Raw genomic sequence first — 17061 nt, 5'->3', positions numbered from 1 at the left:
CTGCGGGCCCCAAGGCGCTGGCTCTTTGACAGACACATCCGTCATCCCGGACGAAGCGCAGCGCAGATCCGGGATCGTCTGACGAGTGAAACACTGTCATCCCGGGGCTGCGCAGCAGAGCCCGGGATCCATAAAAGCTGACGATGCAGAGCAAGGCGAGGCCGCCGTCGCGGGTTCTCGATGACGGTCGTGGTTATGGATCCCCGCCTGCGCGGGGATGACAGCGTGGAGGATCCGGTGCGGGTTCTGATGACGAATTCTCATTCAGGGCCACCTCACCGTCGGCGGCATGGACGAGAGGATCGAGGCGATGTTGCCGCCGGTCTTCAGGCCGAAGATCGTGCCCCGGTCGTAGAGCAGGTTGAACTCCACATAGCGCCCGCGCCGCACCTGCTGCTCGATGCGGTCCTCATCGGTCCAGGGCTTGGTGACATTGCGGCGGACGATCTCGGGATACACCTTGAGGAAGGCCTCGCCGACATTGCGGGTGAAGGCGAGGTCCTCGTCCGGGTTTCCGGTCCAGTGATAATCGTAGAAGATGCCGCCGATGCCACGCGGCTCGTTGCGGTGCTTGAGGAAGAAATATTCGTCGCACCACGTCTTGTACTTCTCGTAGGAGCCTTCCGGCGCGTGGGTTTTGCAGGCCTCCTCCATGGCTTGGTGGAACAGGATTGCGTCCGGGTCCCCCGGCGTTCGCCGCCGGTCGAGGACGGGGGTGAGGTCGGCCCCGCCGCCGAACCAGGGCTTCGAGGTGACGACGAAGCGGGTGTTCATGTGAACCGTGGGAACATTCGGGTTCCACGGATGGGCGATGAGCGAGATGCCGCCGGCCCAGAAGCGCGGGTCCTGGTCCGAGCCGGGGATCTGGCCGCGGAACTCAGGCGCGAACTCCCCGTGCACCGTCGAGACATGCACGCCGACCTTCTCGAACACGCGCCCCCGCATCATCGACATGACGCCTCCACCACCGGGGGTGCCATTGTGGTCCTTGCGCTCCCACGGCGTGCGCTCGAAGCGGCCGGGCTCGGAAGCCTCCGGGGGCAGGGGGGACGTCGCATCATCCTCCAGCGTCTCGAAGGCGGCGCAGATCCGGTCACGCAGCAGGGCGAACCAGATGGGAGCCTCGGTTTGCAGGCGCGCGACGGCTGCTTGGTCGGTCATCAGGGCTTGCCTCAGGTTTCGGGAAGGGCAGGGGGTGGAAACGAATGGGTCTGGCGCAGGGCCTCGCCGAGGATCATGGCGGCGGTCACGGCCACGTTGAGGGAGCGCATTCCCGTCCGCATGGGAACGACGACCCTGGCCTGTGCCGCGTGATGAACCTCGTCGGGCACGCCGGCGGATTCCCGGCCTACCAGGATGATATCGTCGGGGCGGTATGCAAAATCGACATAGGGAGTCGCAGCCTTGGTGGTAGCGAGGATCAGGCGGCCCTTGCTCTCCTGCCGCCACGCTTCGAAAGCCCGCCAGGAGATATGGCGCGTGATCGCCGCATGGTTGAGATAGTCCATGCCGGAACGGCGCAGGTTCCGGTCGGAGACGTCGAAGGCCGCAGGTTCGATGATCTCCACGGGAACGTCGAGGCAGGCCGCCAGGCGCAGCATGGTGCCGGTGTTCTGCGGGATGTCCGGCTGGTAGATGGCGAGACGGGGCATGCCCCGTCATCGGGGCAACGCGCCTTGCCGTCAAGGGAGCGCCTCAAGAGGTTTCCCGGTCGGCGGCATTTTGAGCCACAGGCTGGAACAACTCCAATCCGGCTATGGACAGTCGGGCTTGACCGTGCCAAAGAGCCACCGCGCGGCGACTCCCAGTCGCATTGCGCGCGCGTCGCCGCGCATGCTTGTTCCATTTTGGACCTCGTGTGCCAGATGTCTTGGTTCTTAAGGCATTGCCGATGCGCGGTTCTCGTTTTTTGACCAATGCTGGAGAGCCAAGTGGCCGAGACCACCACTCATGTCGCTGAGCCGACACGGCGCGATTTCCTTTACATCGCCACAGGCGCAGCCGCCGCTGTCGGCGGGGCCACTCTGGTGTGGCCCTTCATCCAGTCCCTGGCGCCCGACGCGGCGACGGTGGCTGCCGGCGCCCCTGTCGAGGTCGACCTGACCCCCATCGCCGCAGGCCAGATCGTCAAGGTCTTCTGGCGCGGCAAGCTGATCTTCATCCGGCACCGCACGCCCGAGGAGATCAAGGCGGCTCAGGACGTGAACGTCGCATCGCTTCGCGATCCGCAGCCCGACTCGGCCCGCGTGAAGCAGGGTCACGATCAGTGGCTCGTGGTTTTCGGCAACTGCACCCATCTCGGCTGCGTTCCGCTCGGCCAGCAGGGTGAGTATCACGGCTGGTTCTGCCCCTGCCACGGCTCGGTGTTCGACACCTCCGGCCGCGTCCGCGGCGGTCCGGCGCCGATCAATCTGCCGATCCCGCCTTATGCCTTCGCGTCTGACACGAAGGTCATCATCGGCCAAGAAGCTACGGCTTAAACCTAAGCGACGATCAGGCGATACCCATGAGCCAGCATCCCACAACTTACGTTCCCAAGAGCGCCTTCGGTCGGTGGTTCGAGAGCCGCCTTCCGATCGCGGGTCTCATCCACTCCTCGTTCATCGCCTTCCCGGTGCCGCGGAACCTGACCTATTTCTGGACCTTCGGCGCCATCCTGGTGTTCATGCTCGTGTCGCAGATCGTGACCGGCGTGTTCCTGGCGATGTACTACACGCCGAACGCCGCCATGGCGTTCCAGTCCGTCGAGCACATCATGCGCGACGTGAACTACGGCTGGCTCATCCGCTACCTGCACGCCAACGGCGCGTCGATGTTCTTCGTCGCCGTCTACATCCATATCTTCCGGAACTTCTATTACGGCTCCTACAAGGCGCCGCGCGAGGTTCTCTACATCCTCGGCGTGATCATCTTCCTCCTCATGATGGCCACCGCCTTCATGGGCTACGTGCTTCCCTGGGGCCAGATGAGCTTCTGGGGCGCCACCGTGATCACCAACCTCTTCTCGGCGATCCCGCTCGTCGGCGACACCATCGTGAGCTACCTCTGGGGCGGCTACTCGGTCGGCAACCCGACGCTCAACCGCTTCTTCTCCCTGCACTACCTGCTGCCCTTCATGATCGCGGGCGTCGTGATCCTGCACGTCTGGGCGCTGCACGTGCCGGGCCAGAACAACCCGACCGGCATTCCGATCAAGTCGGGCAAGGACGCGGTTCCGTTCACGCCCTATGCCACGATCAAGGACATCTTCGCGGTTGTCGTGTTCCTGATCTTCTTTGCCTATTGGGTATTCTACCTTCCGAACTACCTGGGCCATGCGGACAACTACATCCCGGCGAACCCGGCCGTGACGCCCTCGCACATCGTGCCGGAATGGTACTTCCTGCCCTTCTACGCGATCCTGCGCGCCATCCCCGACAAGCTCGGCGGCGTTATCGCCATGGTCTCGGCGATCCTGATCTGGTGCCTGATGCCCTGGCTCGACACCTCGAAGGTTCGCTCCACGGCCTACCGTCCGCTCTACAAGCAGTTCTTCTGGGTCTTCGTGGCTGTCTGCGTCGTGCTCGGCTGGCTGGGTTCCCGCCCGGCCGAAGGCTGGTACGTGATCGCCTCCCAGATCTGCACGGTCTACTACTTCGCCCACTTCCTGATCGTCCTTCCGGTGCTCGGCTTCGTCGAGCGTCCGCTGCCGCTGCCGAATTCGATCCTCGAATCCGTCATGGGCGTGCAGAAGGGCGGGGCTGGCATGCCGGCCGGCGCCAATGCCGAGCCGCAGTCCAAGGGCTGATCGCGAGCGTTGAGGAAAACATCATGATGACGCGTACCCTTCTCATCGCTGCGGCCTTTCTCGGCCTCTCCGTTCCGGCCTTCGCTGCCGGCGAGACTCCGGTCCCGCCGCAGCTCAAGTGGACCTTCCAGGGACCGTTCGGCACCTTCGACCGGGCCCAGCTCCAGCGCGGCTTCAAGGTCTACCGGGAGGTCTGCGCCTCCTGTCATGGCCTGAGCTACGTCTCCTTCCGCAACCTGTCGGCGCCCGGCGGTCCGGAGTTCTCCGAGGCCCAGGTCCGCGCCCTGGCGGCCGAGTACAAGATTCAGGACGGCCCGAACGACGCCGGCGACATGTTCGAGCGTCCCGGCCGTGCGGCCGACCGCTTCCCGTCGCCGTTCCCGAACGAGAACGCGGCTGCGGCGGCCAATGGCGGCAAGGCTCCTCCGGATCTCTCCCTGATGCCCAAGGCCCGCACCTACGAGCGTGGCTTCCCCTGGTTCGTCACCGATGTGTTCCGTCAGTACTCGGAAAACGGCGCCGATTATCTCGTCGCCCTGCTCAACGGCTATGAAGAGGCACCGGCGGGCTTCACAGTGCCGGCGGGAGGTCATTACAACCACTACTATCCGGGTCACGTGATCGCGATGCCCAAGCCCCTCAGCGACGGGCAGGTCGAGTATCCGAAGAACGAGGCCGGCCAGCCTCAGGCTCCGGAAACAGTTGACCAGTATGCCCGCGATGTGACGGCCTTCCTCACCTGGACGGCGGAGCCGCATCTCGAGGCCCGCAAGCGCCTCGGGTTCCAGGTCATGCTGTTCCTGATCGTGCTCGCAGGCCTGCTCTACTTCACCAAGAAGAAGATCTGGGCCAGGGTCGGCGGCGAGGTCGAAGGCCACGCCACGCCCCCGATGACGCACAATCCGTAAAGCTGAAGATCAAGGCCCCGTTCCGGGGCCTTTTTCTTTTGAGGTGACACGCCCGTGAGGCGGCCCTATCTCGGGGGCCATGCTGCAGACCATCGCCGACGATATCTGGGGGCTGCCCTGCCTCGCCTACCATGTTCAGCCGAGTCTTGAGCCCGAAACCCGCGAAGCCTTCGGAGAGGTGCAGCGGGCGATTGCCGAACGCTGGCCCGAACCGCTCCATCTGGTTCCCGAGGACGGGCTTCACGTGACCATCTACGCTCTGGTTCCGGTGAAGGTTTCCTTCGACAAGGAGGCTTATTGGCAGAGCATTACTAGACTATCGCAGGGGCTCCTGGAGGAGCTCTGCTTGGGGCACCAGGCTTTGGAACTGCGCTTTTCCCGGCTCAAGGTCACTGACACCGCCATCATCGCCACCGCGACCGAGGAAACAGGCCTGATCCAAGCCATCCGGCACGGGATCGTGCGCGAGATCCCTCAGCCGCAGGGTCGGGAGCCGCTGCACTACGATCTCATCCACACGACGCTGGCCCGCTATCGAACCTCGGCCCCGGTGACCGGATCCGTCGTCAAGGGCGTCGAGGACCTCCCCGTTTCCATCAGAGCGCCCGTGGCGAGGATCAAGATCATTCGGGAGACCCGGTTTCCCTGCTTGGTCAGGGACGAACTCGCAAGCGTCCCGCTGGGCTGACCGGCCGAAACCGTCTCCATCCGCAGGCGGCTGGGCTTGGGGATGAGCGCCTCCTCGTTTATGACAAAGCGGGCGGAGCCCAGGCAGCGAGGATGACATGACGAAGGCGGTTCTAGGGATCATCGGCGGATCGGGGGTCTACGACCTGCCGGGGCTCGAAGACATGCGCGAGGAGCGCATACACTCCCCCTGGGGAGAGCCTTCGGACGTGCTGCGCATCGGGCGTATCGGCGGGACCAGGATCGCCTTTATGCCCCGCCACGGGCGCGGGCACCGGCTGTCGCCCTCCGACATCAATTACCGCGCCAATATCGACGTGATGAAACGGGCCGGCGTCACCGATCTGATCTCCGTCTCCGCCGTCGGCTCGTTCAAGGACGAGTATTTTCCCGGCTTCTTCGTGCTCGTCGATCAATATGTGGACCGCACGCACAAGCGCGAAACCTCCTTTTTCGGCCAGGGCTGCGTCGCCCATGTGCCCATGGCTCACCCGATCGGTCCTCTGCTGCGCCAGCGCATCGCCGATGCCGCTACCGTGGAGGACATTCCGTTCGCTCTCGGTGGCACACTGGTCTGCATCGAGGGGCCGCAATTCTCGACCTATGCCGAGTCGATGACCTATAAGCAGCTGGGCTATGACGTGATCGGCATGACGGCCATGCCTGAGGCCAAGCTCGCCCGCGAGGCCGAGATCACCTATGCCACCATCGCCATGGTGACGGACTACGATTGCTGGCATCCGGAGCACGACAACGTGGACGTGGCCTCCGTCGTCGCCGTGGCGCATGAGAACGCCGCGAAGGTCGCCCGCCTGGTCGCCCGGGTCGCCAAGGATTTTCCGTCCGAGCACGGGCCATGCCCCGTGGGTTCCGACCGGGCGCTCGACGGCGCCATCATGACGGCGCCCTCCGCCCGCGATCCGGAGCTCCTGAAAAGGTTGCAGGCGGTGGCGGGCCGGGTGCTAAACCCCTCAGGAGCGTGATCGCTGGCATCTTGCGCTCATAGCGATTACAGACCCATCTCCAGTCAATACCTAGGCAGGCTTGAACCCATGGACCAGCGTCTCCTCACCGACCTCAAGTCCGCGATCCGCTCGATTCCGGATTACCCGAAGCCCGGCATCGTCTTTCGGGACATCACGACCCTGCTGGGTGACGCGCGGGCTTTCCGGCGCTCGGTGGACGAACTCGTCCATCCCTTCGCGGGCGGGCGCATCGACAAGGTGGCGGGGATCGAGGCGCGCGGCTTCATCCTGGGCGGGGCGGTGGCGCACCAGCTCTCCGCCGGCTTCGTGCCGATCCGCAAGAAGGGCAAGCTTCCCCATGAGACGGTGCGCATCGCCTATTCCCTGGAATACGGCGTCGACGAGATGGAGATCCACACCGACGCCATCGGCCAAGACGAGCGCGTGATCCTCGTGGACGACCTCATCGCCACCGGCGGCACGGCGGTGGCAGCCTCCCAGTTGCTGCGCCAGATGGGTGCCAAGATCGTGGCCGCCTGCTTCATCATCGACCTGCCGGATCTCGGCGGCGCCCAGAGGCTTCGGGAACTCGGCGTCGAGGTGCGCAGCCTCGTGAGCTTCGAGGGGCATTAATGCAAGGCTGTCATCCCGGTGCCGCGCAGCGGAGTCCGGGGTGACAGCGGTGTGGCGGCACAGCCTGAGAGAGTGGCTCAACTCCGCCTTTCCCAGAACACCATTCCGTCGAAGGCAAAGACCTCCTCGCCGTGCTGGTTGGTGCCGGCGTTGTGGTGGAACACGAGGCCCCAGCCGGGGCGCGAGGCGGAGGCGCGCTTGGCCGTCACGGTGGTGCGGTAGGTGATCGTGTCGCCCGCATAGACGGGCTTCAGCCACTTCAGATTGGAGAAGCCGGGGGAGGGGCCGAGCCGGGCCGGCCTCTGACCGTGGGCGAGGGCATAGGCGCGGATGCGGTCGCGATACCCGACCATGTGCTTCATCCACATGCTCGCCGTGTGCCAGCCCGAGGCGCAGAGCGCGCCGAACAGGCTGTCCTTGGCGGCCTCCGGGTCCACATGGAAGCGCTGAGGATCGTACTGCTTGGCGAACCGGACGATGTCGTCGGGCGTGAAGGTGTAGGAGCCCAGCTCCTCCGTCTCGCCGATGACGAGGTCCCCGAAATAGGGATTGGAGGAGATCGGCGGGATCTCCCGCCGGGGGTGATCGCCGGACCGGGAATGCGCCCCCATGGAGAGGACCTCGCCCGAGGATGGACCGGCGTCGCGGGTTGCGAACATCACCCAGTTGGTCTGGGTCAGCACGGTCTCGTCGGCCTGGTTGACCATATCGAAGTGGAAGCGCACGAGGCCGAGCGAAGGCCTGCTCTTGGAGATGCGGCTCTCAAGAACCTTTACATGCGAGCGGAGCGTATCGCCCGGCCTGACCGGCTTGACCCACTTGACCTCCTCGATGCCTGGCGCGCCCATGCCGGAGGAATCCAGCAGCAGCCCATCGGCCACGAGGCGCATGTTGAGGCTGCAGGTGTGCCAGCCCGAGGCGATCAGGGTACCGACGAAGGAGTCCTTGGCGGCGACCTCGTCCACATGGAAGGGCTGGGCATCGTATTCCCGCGCGAAGGCCAGGATATCGTCCTTCGACACATGAAGCGGGCCGAGGGTCTGGGTGAAGCCGGCGGGCAGATCTTCGAACGTGCGCATGTGCGATCCCTTCCTGAATCTGCCCTAGCACAGCGAATAGCTTATCGGGAGCCCTGCCGCTGCAACCCCGCCCCGTCATCCATGAGTATCCCGTCCGACGAAAAAGGGGACGGGCAATGCCTGTCCCCTCGCGTGATCTTGGAAGGCTTATCCTTGCGGATGATCAGAGCACGAACCAGCCTTTGCTGAGGTCGATGGCGCCCTTGAGCTTGATCACGGCTTCGGCCGCCTTGTCGGCATCGGTGTTGAGATGGACGTAGGTGTACCCCTTCGCCTTCTCGTAGCGCACCTGGCCCTCCTTGCTGAACGCCTTCGTGCCGATGAAGCTGAAGTTCTGGTCGCCGCTCTTCTTCGTGTTGGCATCCACCGCCCGCAGGTCGATGCGGTCGCCCTCTCGGCCCTTGAAGTCGGTGATGTAGTCCGCCTTCGTCTTGGATGAGCCGGTCTCCCGGTCGTCGAAGATGAACACATCCCGGCCCTTGCTGCCGGTGAGCGTATCTTGGCCCAATCCGCCGGTGAGACGCTCGTTGCCGTCGCCGCCGCTGAACACGTCGTTGCCAGCGCCGCCAGTGAGCGAGTCGTTGCCTGCATCGCCGGTCAGACGGTCGTTGCCTGCACCGGCATCGATCGTGTCGTTGCCGGCGCCGCCGGAGAAGGTGTCTCGGCCGGAGCCGCCCAGGATCCGGTCGCCCAGAGCGCTGCCGGTGGCGCTCTCGTTCAGGGAATCCGTCACGCGAATGGCAATCGTCTCCGTGATGGAATCCCCAGCGCCATCAGTCACTTTCACCGTAATGCTGTGTTGGGTGGCCTGCTCGTAGTCGAGCCTCACACCGTCCTTGACCGCGAGCGACGTGACGCCGTTCACCACCTGGAGATCAAAGCGTCCACCGGCATCGTCGACCAATTCGAAGCGATGCGTATCGCCGGGATTGTCGACTACCCTGAACTGACCGATCAGTTCCCCAGCCTTGGTGTTCTCAGTCACCGCATCGCCATCCAGGATGATATCGGTAGGAGCCAGCAGATTTTTCACGTTCACCTTGCGGTCGGCGAACTCGAAGATCTCTACGTTGCGAACTGTATCCCTTCCGTCACCGGTTGTGCGTTTGTCTTCGATCGTGAAGGATTGATCGCTGTTCAGGGTGATGGTGTAGTCGCTTCGGTTGCCGCTCAGCACCACCGTATCGTCGCCCTCGCCACCGTCGAGAGCGTTGTTGCCTCGACTGCTGTAAAGCTTGTTGCCGAAGGCATTGCCGGTGAGATTGCCCCATCCGCTATCCAGATCGACTTTCAGGACCTCTACATGGATGCCCGCCCCGAGGGTGTAGCTGCCGCCGCCTTTAAAGATGATCGTATCTATACCCTCGCCGGCGATTTCCTCGATCGTTTCAAGGCCGTAGACATGGTAGGTATCGTCCCCATCTCCGCCGTTCAGGGTGTCTTCTCCGCCTGCACCGTCGATGACGTTGGCTTTGTCGTTGCCGGTGATCTCGTTCTTGAGATCATTGCCGGTGGCTTTGATAGCGTTCTCCAAAAGTTGCAGGTTTTCGAGGTGAGCCCCGAGAACGTAGTCCGCTATCGAACGGACCGTATCGGTGCCACCATCCTCTGTTTCGATTACCGTATCATTGCCATCGACACGGTAGGTATCGTTGCCGCCAAGCCCTTCAAGGGTGTCTTGGCCCTCATACCCATCAAGGGCGTTGCTGCCTGCATTGCCGACGAGCCTCTGAGAGAGTTCGTTTCCAACTAGGCCGACGACCTGAACGTCGACGACGGCCCGAACTTCCTCGACCTCTTGTCCTTCATCCAGTTCGTAGAACAGGCCAGCCACATGCACCACATCGTAGCCGCCCCCCGCGGCTTCGACGACCGCATCGTCGACGTCCACATAGTAGACGTCATTTCCCGCACCGCCCTCTAGCACATCCGCACCATCGCCGCCTTCAAGGGTATCCACCCCATCACCGCCCCGGAGCGTGTCCTCACCACGATCGCCATACAGACGATCATTGTCTGCATCGCCGTAAACCAGATCGTTGTCGGAGCCGCCATGGATGGTATCGTCACCGCCGCCGCCATAAATGGTGTCATCGCCGCCGGCACCGTTCAGGGTGTCGCCAGCATCTGCAACGGGCGTGTTGTCGCTGAGGCGGAAGATTGCCCCTGAGTCCATCGGATTAAAATCGGCATCAGCATAGCTGACTGCATACAGATTTCCTTGTCCGTCTAAGCCAAACGAAGCAATGTGGCCGAATTCAAGAGGATTGCCCTGTGAGTCTTTGAATAAGTTTGTGATGTCATCGACGACAGGTTCATCTCCGCTTACATCCATAGCGAAGATCTTACCTTCGTTGAAGTCGCCGAAGATATATTTGCCGTTCAATGGTCCTTGGCCGGAATAGAAATAGCCACCCGTCACCGAACCGCCGATGTCGCGGCCGTAGTAGTAGGGATCCGTATACCCTTCCACATTCTGAGGACCGTCCGCGACAGGAGCCGGGCGCCAGCCATAGTTTTTACCGGCCTTGACGATATTGATTTCTTCATAGGTGTTCTGACCGACATCGGCGACATAGAGGGTACCATCCGGCCCGAAGCTGGCGCGCCATGGATTGCGCAGACCGACAGCCCAGATCTCGGAAGGTTGAGCCAGTTCGCCAGCGATGTTGTCGAACTGCGTTGGGTTGTCAGGGATACTGTAGTTGCGGTTCTGATCGGTCTGGAAGTCATCTCCGCTCACATCGATGCGGAGGATCTTTCCCAGATGGTTGATTGTTCCATCCTGATTGACGACCGTCTGCGCATTGGCTGCCACGGTATTCTCGCCGGTTGCGATGTAGAGCATGCCGTCGGGGCCAAAGCCGAGCCAACCCGCGCGGTGATGCGTGTGCTCCTGCGGATAGTCGACGATCATGATGGTCTTCGAAGTCGGCGCCTTGCTCAGATCGTTCGGATCGAACGTGTATTCGACAATCGCCTGTTTCCGACCAGTTCCCTCTGTATTGTCCAGTGTTGTGTAGTTTACATAGCACTTGCCGGTGGTTGCAAAGTCGGGGTGAAAAGTGAAGCCAAGCAGCCCGGCTTCCGTGTTGTTGTTGACCTTGTTGGTGATGTCGAGGAACGTCCGGGGTGTCGCCTGCGGGTTGTTCAGGTCGTAGATCTTGATCGTTCCACCCTGAGATGCCACGAAGAGCCGACCTGTGTCACTTTCGGGAGCCGTCGCGAAAAGAGGCCTGTAAAGGCCGGAGGCGATCACTTGGCTGGGCGGCGTGGCTGCCTCCGGATAGCCGTAGATCGTATCCGCTTGGTCAGTCCCATTGCGAGTATCCGCCCCAGAAGTTCCATAGATGACCGCCATAACAATTGCCCCACTTCAAAAGAGTTTCTTTGCTCCATCTCTCGCGGAGGCTTGCATGGACGACAACTCTCTGAACGGAGAGGGCCTTTGACGAAACGTCAGGGTTAGGCGCGCTGCGGCAATCGGCAGCACTCAGGGCGAGAAGTCGCCCGCCGCGTTGTGCGCCAGGCGGATCGGCTCCGGCAGGCGGTATTTCGGGGAGCAGCGCAGGACGAGCTCGGCGGCGGTTGGGATGTCGGCGAGGTGACCGGGAGAGATGAACATGGGGTTCTTGGCGGTGCGGGTGCGCAAAGCCACGCCGATGGTCTCCTTGCGGTCGACGAGCGGTGCGGCGGAGCCCTTCTCCTCGGCCAGATCCCTGTAGCGCCCGCAGAGCAGCGTCTTGCCGCAGCCGATGGTGGGGCGCTGCAGCCACAGGCCCATATGGCTGGCGATGCCGATGCGGCGCGGATGGGCGATGCCCATGCCGTCGAAGAGGAAGACGTCAGGCACGGTCTTGAGCTTCTCGAAGGCCTCCTCGAGCACCGGCCCCTCACGAAAGCTCAGGAGGCCAGGGACATAGGGAAACGGCGTCGGGCGCTGGGCAAGCACCGTCTCCACCGGCAGGAAGCCGGGATAGGTCATGACCACGATGGCGGCCTGGGACTGCTCGTTCTTCACGCTTACATCGACGCCTGCCACCAGCTCGATCCGGTCGAGATCGATGGGCCGGTCGGAGATTACCTCTCGACGCAGTTCCTGCTGCAGGGCGATGGCCTCGGAAGGGGTGAGATTCCAGTCGTGTCGATGGTGAAGCTTCATGGGCCCGGCATTGAAGATGACGAAGGCTCAACGCTCAAGGTTCGGGATCGATCCTTCCACGTCCGGGGACAGACACCCCGAGCGAGGCGCTTCCACGGCCGAGCCTATGATGCCGCTACGCAATATCCCTTAGGGGCAATGTCTGAATATCGTCCCGAGCCTGACGGGCGTACATCCTCCGCCATCCAAGAAGATTATCCACCAACGAGGATGTCATGTCTCGCGTATCTGCCACGAACGGCTCCGCGCCGCTTGAGCCAAGACCACAAAATCCGGGGGCGTTGAAACGAGCGGTGGCGGGTGCCGCATCCTTCGGCGCCGGCCTGTGGGCGCTGCCGGCGCAAGCCCATGTGAAGTGGTTCGCGCCCTATATCGTCGATGCTGCTCCGCAGCCGATTGCCGCCACGCTGACCAATGCGTGGTTCTGGACCGGCATCGGCCTGGTGCTGGCCTTTTTCCTTGCCACGCTCATGATCGAGCGCACCATCATCGGCCGGGGCATCCAGTCGGGGCTCGACCGCATCAGTGCGCCGCTCTGGAGCCGTTCGGACGATTTCATGCGCGTGGCCATCGGCGGCTTCTTCGTCGCGATCTTCGCGGTCGGCGGCATCTATCTCACCCCCGATCTCAAGACGGATTCCGAGCTGATCTCCTGGGCGCAGCTTCTGATCGCCATGTGCGTGTTCTCGCGCCGGACAATGCCGATCGCCGCTGCCGGCATCATCACCCTCTGGGTGGTGGCGCTTCGTGAATATGAGCTGTTCCACCTGCTCGACTATCTGGCGCTAGGCGTTGCCGTCGCGGCCTATCTGGTGATGGCCTCGTCCCATGACGAGAAGTGGCGCGCCCGCCGGTTCCTGGCCCTGCGCTGGGGCATCGCGATCGCGCTCATGTGGTCGTCCCTTGAGAAGTTCGCCTATCCGGATTGGTTCTATCCGCTCGTGGAGGAGAAGCCCTTCCTGACCTTCGGCATGCCGCGCGACGTGTTCATCCCGATGGCGGGCGTCGCCGAGTTCACCCTGGGCTTCGGCCTGCTCTGGACCCCGCTGGTGCGCCGTCTCTCGGCGGTGGCCCTGCTGGCGATTTTCTTCACCGCGGTCTACCCGTTCGGCCGGATCGACCTCGTCGGCCATGCCCTGATCATGGCAGCGCTCTTCCTGGTCGCCGCCGACCCATGCCGCGAGGCAAAAGCCATTGCCGTGAAGATGCCGAACGCCCTGCCGCACTTCGGCAGCCTGGCCTCGGTTCCTGCAGGTCTCGCGGTCGCCCTCGTGGTGCTGGTGAGCGGATATTGGGGCCTGCATGGAGTGTTCTACAGCGCCGGATATGAAGCCCGTCAGCAGATCGAACTGACGACACATTCCCATAGCAAGGAACATCCGCACGGGCCTCAGGCCAAGCCTGAGAAGCAGAACCATCACTAACCAAGCTTAAGCCGGGCCGTTATGAGCGGCCCGCTTGATCTTTCGCAAGGAATGATCGAACGGGATGGGGGCATGATGCTCCCGTCCTTTTCGTTTTAAGAGGAGATCCGCTTTGGCGCCATCAGCCCCAGGCCGCAGCATTCCGATCATCAGCCCGGCCGAAGGCGTGTCGGAGGAACTGATCCGGGAACTGGTGGAGACCTTCTATGACCGGGTGATCCGCGATCCGGATCTCGGGCCCATCTTCCATCAGGCGCTCTCAGGCCGCTGGAGCCAGCACTTGAGGCTGATGGTGGATTTCTGGTCCTCGATCGCGCTCAGGACCGGCCGCTATCAGGGCAAGCCGCAGGCCGCCCATATGAAGATGAATCTCACGCCCGAGCTTTTTTCTCGCTGGCTGGCGCTGTTCGAGCAGACGGCGAAAGAGATCTGTGAGCCGGATGTGGCAGGGTTCTTCATGGATCGGGCAGTGCGCATCGCGGAAAGCCTGCAGATCGGCCTCGGGATCGGACCGAAGGCGCTGCGGTTGCCTTAGAAGTTCTCTTACCTCTCCCACCACTCAAGCTTGTCGTCGCCGCTCTTGGGCAGGAGGGACGAGATGCCGATCATGACGAAGCCGCAGGCCACGAGTACACCGACGAAGAATTCGGCGCTGCCGAAGCCGGGGGAGACGAAGTTTTCAAAAAAAGCCTGCATGAAGCCAACCTCCATGCAGGCTTTGTCGCAGAACGGGCCTGAACGGACGAAAAAGCCTGCGTTCAGGATTCCGACAGGTTCATTTTAAGTGTTGAACCGGAAGTGCATCACGTCGCCGTCCTGCACCGTGTACTCCTTGCCTTCGAGGCGCAGCTTGCCCGCGTCCCGGGCGCCCGCTTCGCCCTTCAGCGAGGTGTAATCGGCATAGGCGATCGTCTCGGCGCGGATGAAGCCCTTCTCGAAATCCGTGTGGATCACGCCGGCGGCACCAGGCGCCCGGGTGCCCTTGGTGACGGTCCAGGCGCGGGCTTCCTTCGGGCCGACGGTGAAGTAGGTGATCAGGCCGAGCAGGTCATAGCCGGCGCGGATCACGCGGTTGAGGCCGGGCTCGACGAGGCCGACCGCATCGAGATAGTCCTTCTGCTCCTCGGGCGGCAGAACCGCGATCTCGCTCTCGATCTTGGCCGAAACGACCACGGCCTTGGCGCCTTCCTCCCTGGCACGCTCGAACACACGGGCCGAGAACTCGTTGCCCTGGTCGGCGGATGCCTCCTCCACGTTGCACACGTAAAGAACAGGCTTGGAGGAGAGCAGGCCGAGCATCTGGAACAGGCGCTCTTCCTCGACCTTTCGCTCCACCATGCGAGCGGGCTTGCCCTCGCGCAGCAGGGGCAGGGTGCGGTTGACGAGGTCGAGGGTTTCCTTGGCCTCCTTGTCGTTGCCCTTCGCCTTCTTCTCGAGCGCGGTGACGCGCTTCTCGAGGCTGTCGAGATCGGCGAGCATCAGCTCGGTCTCGATGGTCTCGATATCGGCGACGGGGTCGATCTTGCCCTCGACATGGGTGATGTCCGTGTCCTCGAAGCAGCGCACCACATGGGCGATGGCATCGACCTCGCGGATATTGGCGAGGAACTGGTTGCCGAGGCCTTCTCCGCGGGACGCGCCACGCACGAGGCCGGCGATGTCCACGAAGGTGAGGCGGGTCGGGATGATCTGCGCCGAGCTGGCGATGGCCGCAAGCTGGTCGAGCCGCTCATCCGGAACCGCCACATCGCCCACGTTCGGCTCGATGGTGCAGAACGGATAGTTGGCCGCCTGCGCCGCGGCCGTCTGCGTCAAGGCGTTGAAGAGGGTGGACTTGCCGACATTCGGCAGGCCGACGATGCCCATTTTGAAGCCCATGGCCTCACTCCTTGCATAGCCGGCATCAGCCGGCGTTGTTTCATCAGTCTTTTCGCATCGATCTTTGCGAAGAACCGGTTCCCGCTTCTCCGCACGATGCGCTAGCTGGCCTTTTCTCCAGGCCGTTTCACGTCTGTCCAGCCTCTCGCCTCCATGGCGAGGTGGACTTTGTTCTGAAAGCTGCCGTCCTCAGCTTTGGCGAGAAGGGCGGCGTTGTCCGCAATTATTCGGCACAGGTCGTCGACCCAGGCCTCTTCGCTCTTTCCGAAGTCGCCCAGCACATGGCTCTGTACCAGCGCCTTGTGGCCAGGATGGCCGATGCCGAGGCGTACGCGGCGGTAATCGTTGCCGCAATGGGCCGAGATCGAGCGCAGGCCGTTATGGCCCGCATTGCCGCCGCCGATCTTCACGCGCAGCTTGGCGGGCGGCAGATCGAGCTCATCGTAGAAGACCGTCACGTCGTGCAGCGGGATCTTGAAGAAGCTCTGCGCTTCGCCCACCGCCTGTCCGGACAGGTTCATGAAGGTCTGCGGCTTGATCAGCAGCACCTTCTCGCCCCCGATCACGGCATCGGCGGCCTCTGCATGGAAGCGCTTGCGCCATGGGCCGGCATTGTTCACGCGCGCGATCTCGTCCACCGCCATGAACCCGATATTGTGACGGTTCCTGGCGTAGCGGGATCCGGGATTGCCGAGGCCGACAAAGAGGCGCATCGCTTGGTCCTGCTTACAAGAAACGCTCCGGCCTTGCGGTCGGAGCGTCGAAGCCGATCGATGGGCTTGAACGCCCTATCAAGCCGTTTAGGCGGCTGCAGTGCCCTCGGCAGCAGCAGCCGGAGCCGCGTCCTCCTCCGTCAGGCCGGTCGGGGCCACGACGGTGACGAGAGTCATGTTCTCGGTCGAGGTTGCCTTGGCGCCGTTCGGCAGAGTGATGTCATTGAGGTGAACCGAATCGCCGATGTTGAGACCATCGACCGAAGCCTCGATGTAGTCCGGGATCGCGTCGGACGGAACGAGCAGTTCCACCGAGTGCTCGACGATCTGGAGGGCGCCGCCGCGCTTCACGCCGGGGCTCTTCTCCTGGCCGACCACGTGCACCGGAACCACCACCTTGATCGCCTGACCCTGCGACAGGCGCAGGAAGTCGATGTGGATGGGGAAGTCACGGACCGGGTCGAGCTGGTAGTCGCGCGGAATGGCGCGGACCGTCTGGCCGTCCACGTCGATCTCGAAGATCGTGGTCAGGAAGTGACCGGCGAAGATCAGCTGCTTGGTCTGGTTGAAGTCGAGGGCGATCGCCTGGGCCGGCTGGCCGGCTCCGTAGATGACGGCGGGAACTTGGCCTTGGCGACGAACGGCCCGGGCGGCCCCCTTGCCGGCCCGGTCGCGCGCCACGGCCTTGATTTGCTTTACATCGCTCATGGTCGTGGTCCTTTGAATGGTGATGGAAAAACCGATGGCCGCCTAAAAGGCGGCCATGAGGTCCGCGCCCGTGCCTCCAAGGGTGTCGAGCGGGCGCGAGGCGGCTTATAGCGGCAA

The 17061-nt window shown here is 63.1% G+C and carries 17 protein-coding genes; 8 read left to right on the top strand and 9 right to left on the bottom strand.

Annotated elements, in window-relative coordinates:
* Positions 1–264 precede the first annotated feature (264 nt).
* Positions 265–1161, bottom strand: a complete 897-nt coding sequence (gene hemF / locus ILT44_RS19465; RefSeq protein ID WP_204241276.1) for an oxygen-dependent coproporphyrinogen oxidase — start codon at positions 1159–1161, stop codon at positions 265–267.
* 11 nt (positions 1162–1172) lie between these two features.
* The gene (locus tag ILT44_RS19460; RefSeq protein WP_204241275.1) at positions 1173–1652 is read right to left on the bottom strand and encodes a tRNA (cytidine(34)-2'-O)-methyltransferase; all 480 of its coding nucleotides are present in this window, start codon (positions 1650–1652) and stop codon (positions 1173–1175) included.
* Positions 1653–1931: 279 nt separating this feature from the next.
* Here ILT44_RS19460 and petA point away from each other — a divergent pair, with 279 nt between their 5' ends.
* The 6 genes from petA to ILT44_RS19430 all read left to right on the top strand — a co-directional run bounded on the left by petA (position 1932) and on the right by ILT44_RS19430 (position 6980).
* Entirely contained in the window at positions 1932–2480 is a 549-nt protein-coding gene (petA, locus tag ILT44_RS19455) for a ubiquinol-cytochrome c reductase iron-sulfur subunit (RefSeq protein ID WP_204241274.1), read from the top strand.
* 26 nt (positions 2481–2506) lie between these two features.
* The gene (locus ILT44_RS19450; protein ID WP_204241273.1) at positions 2507–3787 is read left to right on the top strand and encodes a cytochrome b; all 1281 of its coding nucleotides are present in this window, start codon (positions 2507–2509) and stop codon (positions 3785–3787) included.
* 23 nt (positions 3788–3810) lie between these two features.
* A complete protein-coding gene (locus ILT44_RS19445) occupies positions 3811–4695 on the top strand; it encodes a cytochrome c1 (protein ID WP_239468383.1) in 885 nt (294 codons plus the stop codon).
* A 79-nt stretch (positions 4696–4774) separates the two neighbouring features.
* On the top strand, positions 4775–5383 hold the full coding sequence (locus tag ILT44_RS19440; protein WP_204241272.1) for a hypothetical protein: 609 nt from the start codon (positions 4775–4777) through the stop codon (positions 5381–5383).
* Between the two features lie 97 nt (positions 5384–5480).
* Positions 5481–6365 carry an S-methyl-5'-thioadenosine phosphorylase gene (locus ILT44_RS19435; RefSeq protein WP_204241271.1) on the top strand — a complete coding sequence of 295 codons (885 nt, stop codon included), beginning with the start codon at positions 5481–5483 and terminating at the stop codon, positions 6363–6365.
* 69 nt (positions 6366–6434) lie between these two features.
* Positions 6435–6980 carry an adenine phosphoribosyltransferase gene (locus tag ILT44_RS19430; protein WP_204241270.1) on the top strand — a complete coding sequence of 182 codons (546 nt, stop codon included), beginning with the start codon at positions 6435–6437 and terminating at the stop codon, positions 6978–6980.
* Positions 6981–7057: 77 nt separating this feature from the next.
* Here ILT44_RS19430 and ILT44_RS19425 read toward each other — a convergent pair whose 3' ends face one another.
* The 3 genes from ILT44_RS19425 to nfi form a co-directional block, all read right to left on the bottom strand.
* Positions 7058–8059 (bottom strand): MaoC family dehydratase, encoded by a 1002-nt coding sequence (locus tag ILT44_RS19425; protein ID WP_204241269.1) that lies wholly within the window; start codon positions 8057–8059, stop codon positions 7058–7060.
* A gap of 163 nt (positions 8060–8222) precedes the next feature.
* A complete protein-coding gene (locus ILT44_RS19420) occupies positions 8223–11420 on the bottom strand; it encodes a PQQ-dependent sugar dehydrogenase (RefSeq protein ID WP_204241268.1) in 3198 nt (1065 codons plus the stop codon).
* 132 nt (positions 11421–11552) lie between these two features.
* Positions 11553–12221, bottom strand: a complete 669-nt coding sequence (gene nfi, locus ILT44_RS19415) for a deoxyribonuclease V (protein WP_204241267.1) — start codon at positions 12219–12221, stop codon at positions 11553–11555.
* Positions 12222–12436: 215 nt separating this feature from the next.
* Between nfi and ILT44_RS19410 the strand changes: the two genes are divergently transcribed.
* Together ILT44_RS19410 and ILT44_RS19405 are read left to right on the top strand one after the other, a co-directional pair.
* Positions 12437–13645 (top strand): hypothetical protein, encoded by a 1209-nt coding sequence (locus tag ILT44_RS19410; RefSeq protein WP_204241266.1) that lies wholly within the window; start codon positions 12437–12439, stop codon positions 13643–13645.
* Positions 13646–13757: 112 nt separating this feature from the next.
* On the top strand, positions 13758–14180 hold the full coding sequence (locus ILT44_RS19405) for a group III truncated hemoglobin (protein ID WP_204241265.1): 423 nt from the start codon (positions 13758–13760) through the stop codon (positions 14178–14180).
* Between the two features lie 8 nt (positions 14181–14188).
* On the opposite strand, the gene ILT44_RS19400 is transcribed toward ILT44_RS19405, so the two are convergent.
* The 4 genes from ILT44_RS19400 to ILT44_RS19385 form a co-directional block, all read right to left on the bottom strand.
* A complete protein-coding gene (locus tag ILT44_RS19400) occupies positions 14189–14341 on the bottom strand; it encodes a hypothetical protein (RefSeq protein ID WP_204241264.1) in 153 nt (50 codons plus the stop codon).
* An 84-nt stretch (positions 14342–14425) separates the two neighbouring features.
* Positions 14426–15523, bottom strand: coding sequence for a redox-regulated ATPase YchF (gene ychF, locus ILT44_RS19395; RefSeq protein ID WP_204241263.1), 1098 nt, complete (start codon positions 15521–15523; stop codon positions 14426–14428).
* A 101-nt stretch (positions 15524–15624) separates the two neighbouring features.
* Positions 15625–16236 carry an aminoacyl-tRNA hydrolase gene (pth, locus tag ILT44_RS19390; protein ID WP_204241262.1) on the bottom strand — a complete coding sequence of 204 codons (612 nt, stop codon included), beginning with the start codon at positions 16234–16236 and terminating at the stop codon, positions 15625–15627.
* 87 nt (positions 16237–16323) lie between these two features.
* Complete coding sequence (locus ILT44_RS19385; RefSeq protein WP_204241261.1) at positions 16324–16944, bottom strand: 50S ribosomal protein L25/general stress protein Ctc; 621 nt, start codon at positions 16942–16944, stop codon at positions 16324–16326.
* Positions 16945–17061 lie beyond the last annotated feature (117 nt).

Source organism: Microvirga arvi (assembly GCF_016892765.1).
In the GTDB taxonomy this organism is placed as follows: domain Bacteria; phylum Pseudomonadota; class Alphaproteobacteria; order Rhizobiales; family Beijerinckiaceae; genus Microvirga; species Microvirga arvi.
Note: the sequence above shows the minus strand (reverse complement) of the source record. Positions and strands in the feature narration are given on the sequence as shown.

Coding starts and splice junctions, on each gene's coding strand:
- pth (WP_204241262.1), bottom strand. CDS start 16,236: ATGCGCCTCTTTGTCGGCCTCGGCAATCCCGGATCCCGCTACGCCAGG.
- ILT44_RS19420 (WP_204241268.1), bottom strand. CDS start 11,420: ATGGCGGTCATCTATGGAACTTCTGGGGCGGATACTCGCAATGGGACT.
- ychF (WP_204241263.1), bottom strand. CDS start 15,523: ATGGGCTTCAAAATGGGCATCGTCGGCCTGCCGAATGTCGGCAAGTCC.
- ILT44_RS19425 (WP_204241269.1), bottom strand. CDS start 8,059: ATGCGCACGTTCGAAGATCTGCCCGCCGGCTTCACCCAGACCCTCGGC.
- ILT44_RS19445 (WP_239468383.1), top strand. CDS start 3,811: ATGATGACGCGTACCCTTCTCATCGCTGCGGCCTTTCTCGGCCTCTCC.
- ILT44_RS19385 (WP_204241261.1), bottom strand. CDS start 16,944: ATGAGCGATGTAAAGCAAATCAAGGCCGTGGCGCGCGACCGGGCCGGC.
- hemF (WP_204241276.1), bottom strand. CDS start 1,161: ATGACCGACCAAGCAGCCGTCGCGCGCCTGCAAACCGAGGCTCCCATC.
- ILT44_RS19440 (WP_204241272.1), top strand. CDS start 4,775: ATGCTGCAGACCATCGCCGACGATATCTGGGGGCTGCCCTGCCTCGCC.
- ILT44_RS19450 (WP_204241273.1), top strand. CDS start 2,507: ATGAGCCAGCATCCCACAACTTACGTTCCCAAGAGCGCCTTCGGTCGG.
- ILT44_RS19400 (WP_204241264.1), bottom strand. CDS start 14,341: ATGCAGGCTTTTTTTGAAAACTTCGTCTCCCCCGGCTTCGGCAGCGCC.
- ILT44_RS19430 (WP_204241270.1), top strand. CDS start 6,435: ATGGACCAGCGTCTCCTCACCGACCTCAAGTCCGCGATCCGCTCGATT.
- nfi (WP_204241267.1), bottom strand. CDS start 12,221: ATGAAGCTTCACCATCGACACGACTGGAATCTCACCCCTTCCGAGGCC.
- ILT44_RS19435 (WP_204241271.1), top strand. CDS start 5,481: ATGACGAAGGCGGTTCTAGGGATCATCGGCGGATCGGGGGTCTACGAC.
- ILT44_RS19410 (WP_204241266.1), top strand. CDS start 12,437: ATGTCTCGCGTATCTGCCACGAACGGCTCCGCGCCGCTTGAGCCAAGA.
- ILT44_RS19460 (WP_204241275.1), bottom strand. CDS start 1,652: ATGCCCCGTCTCGCCATCTACCAGCCGGACATCCCGCAGAACACCGGC.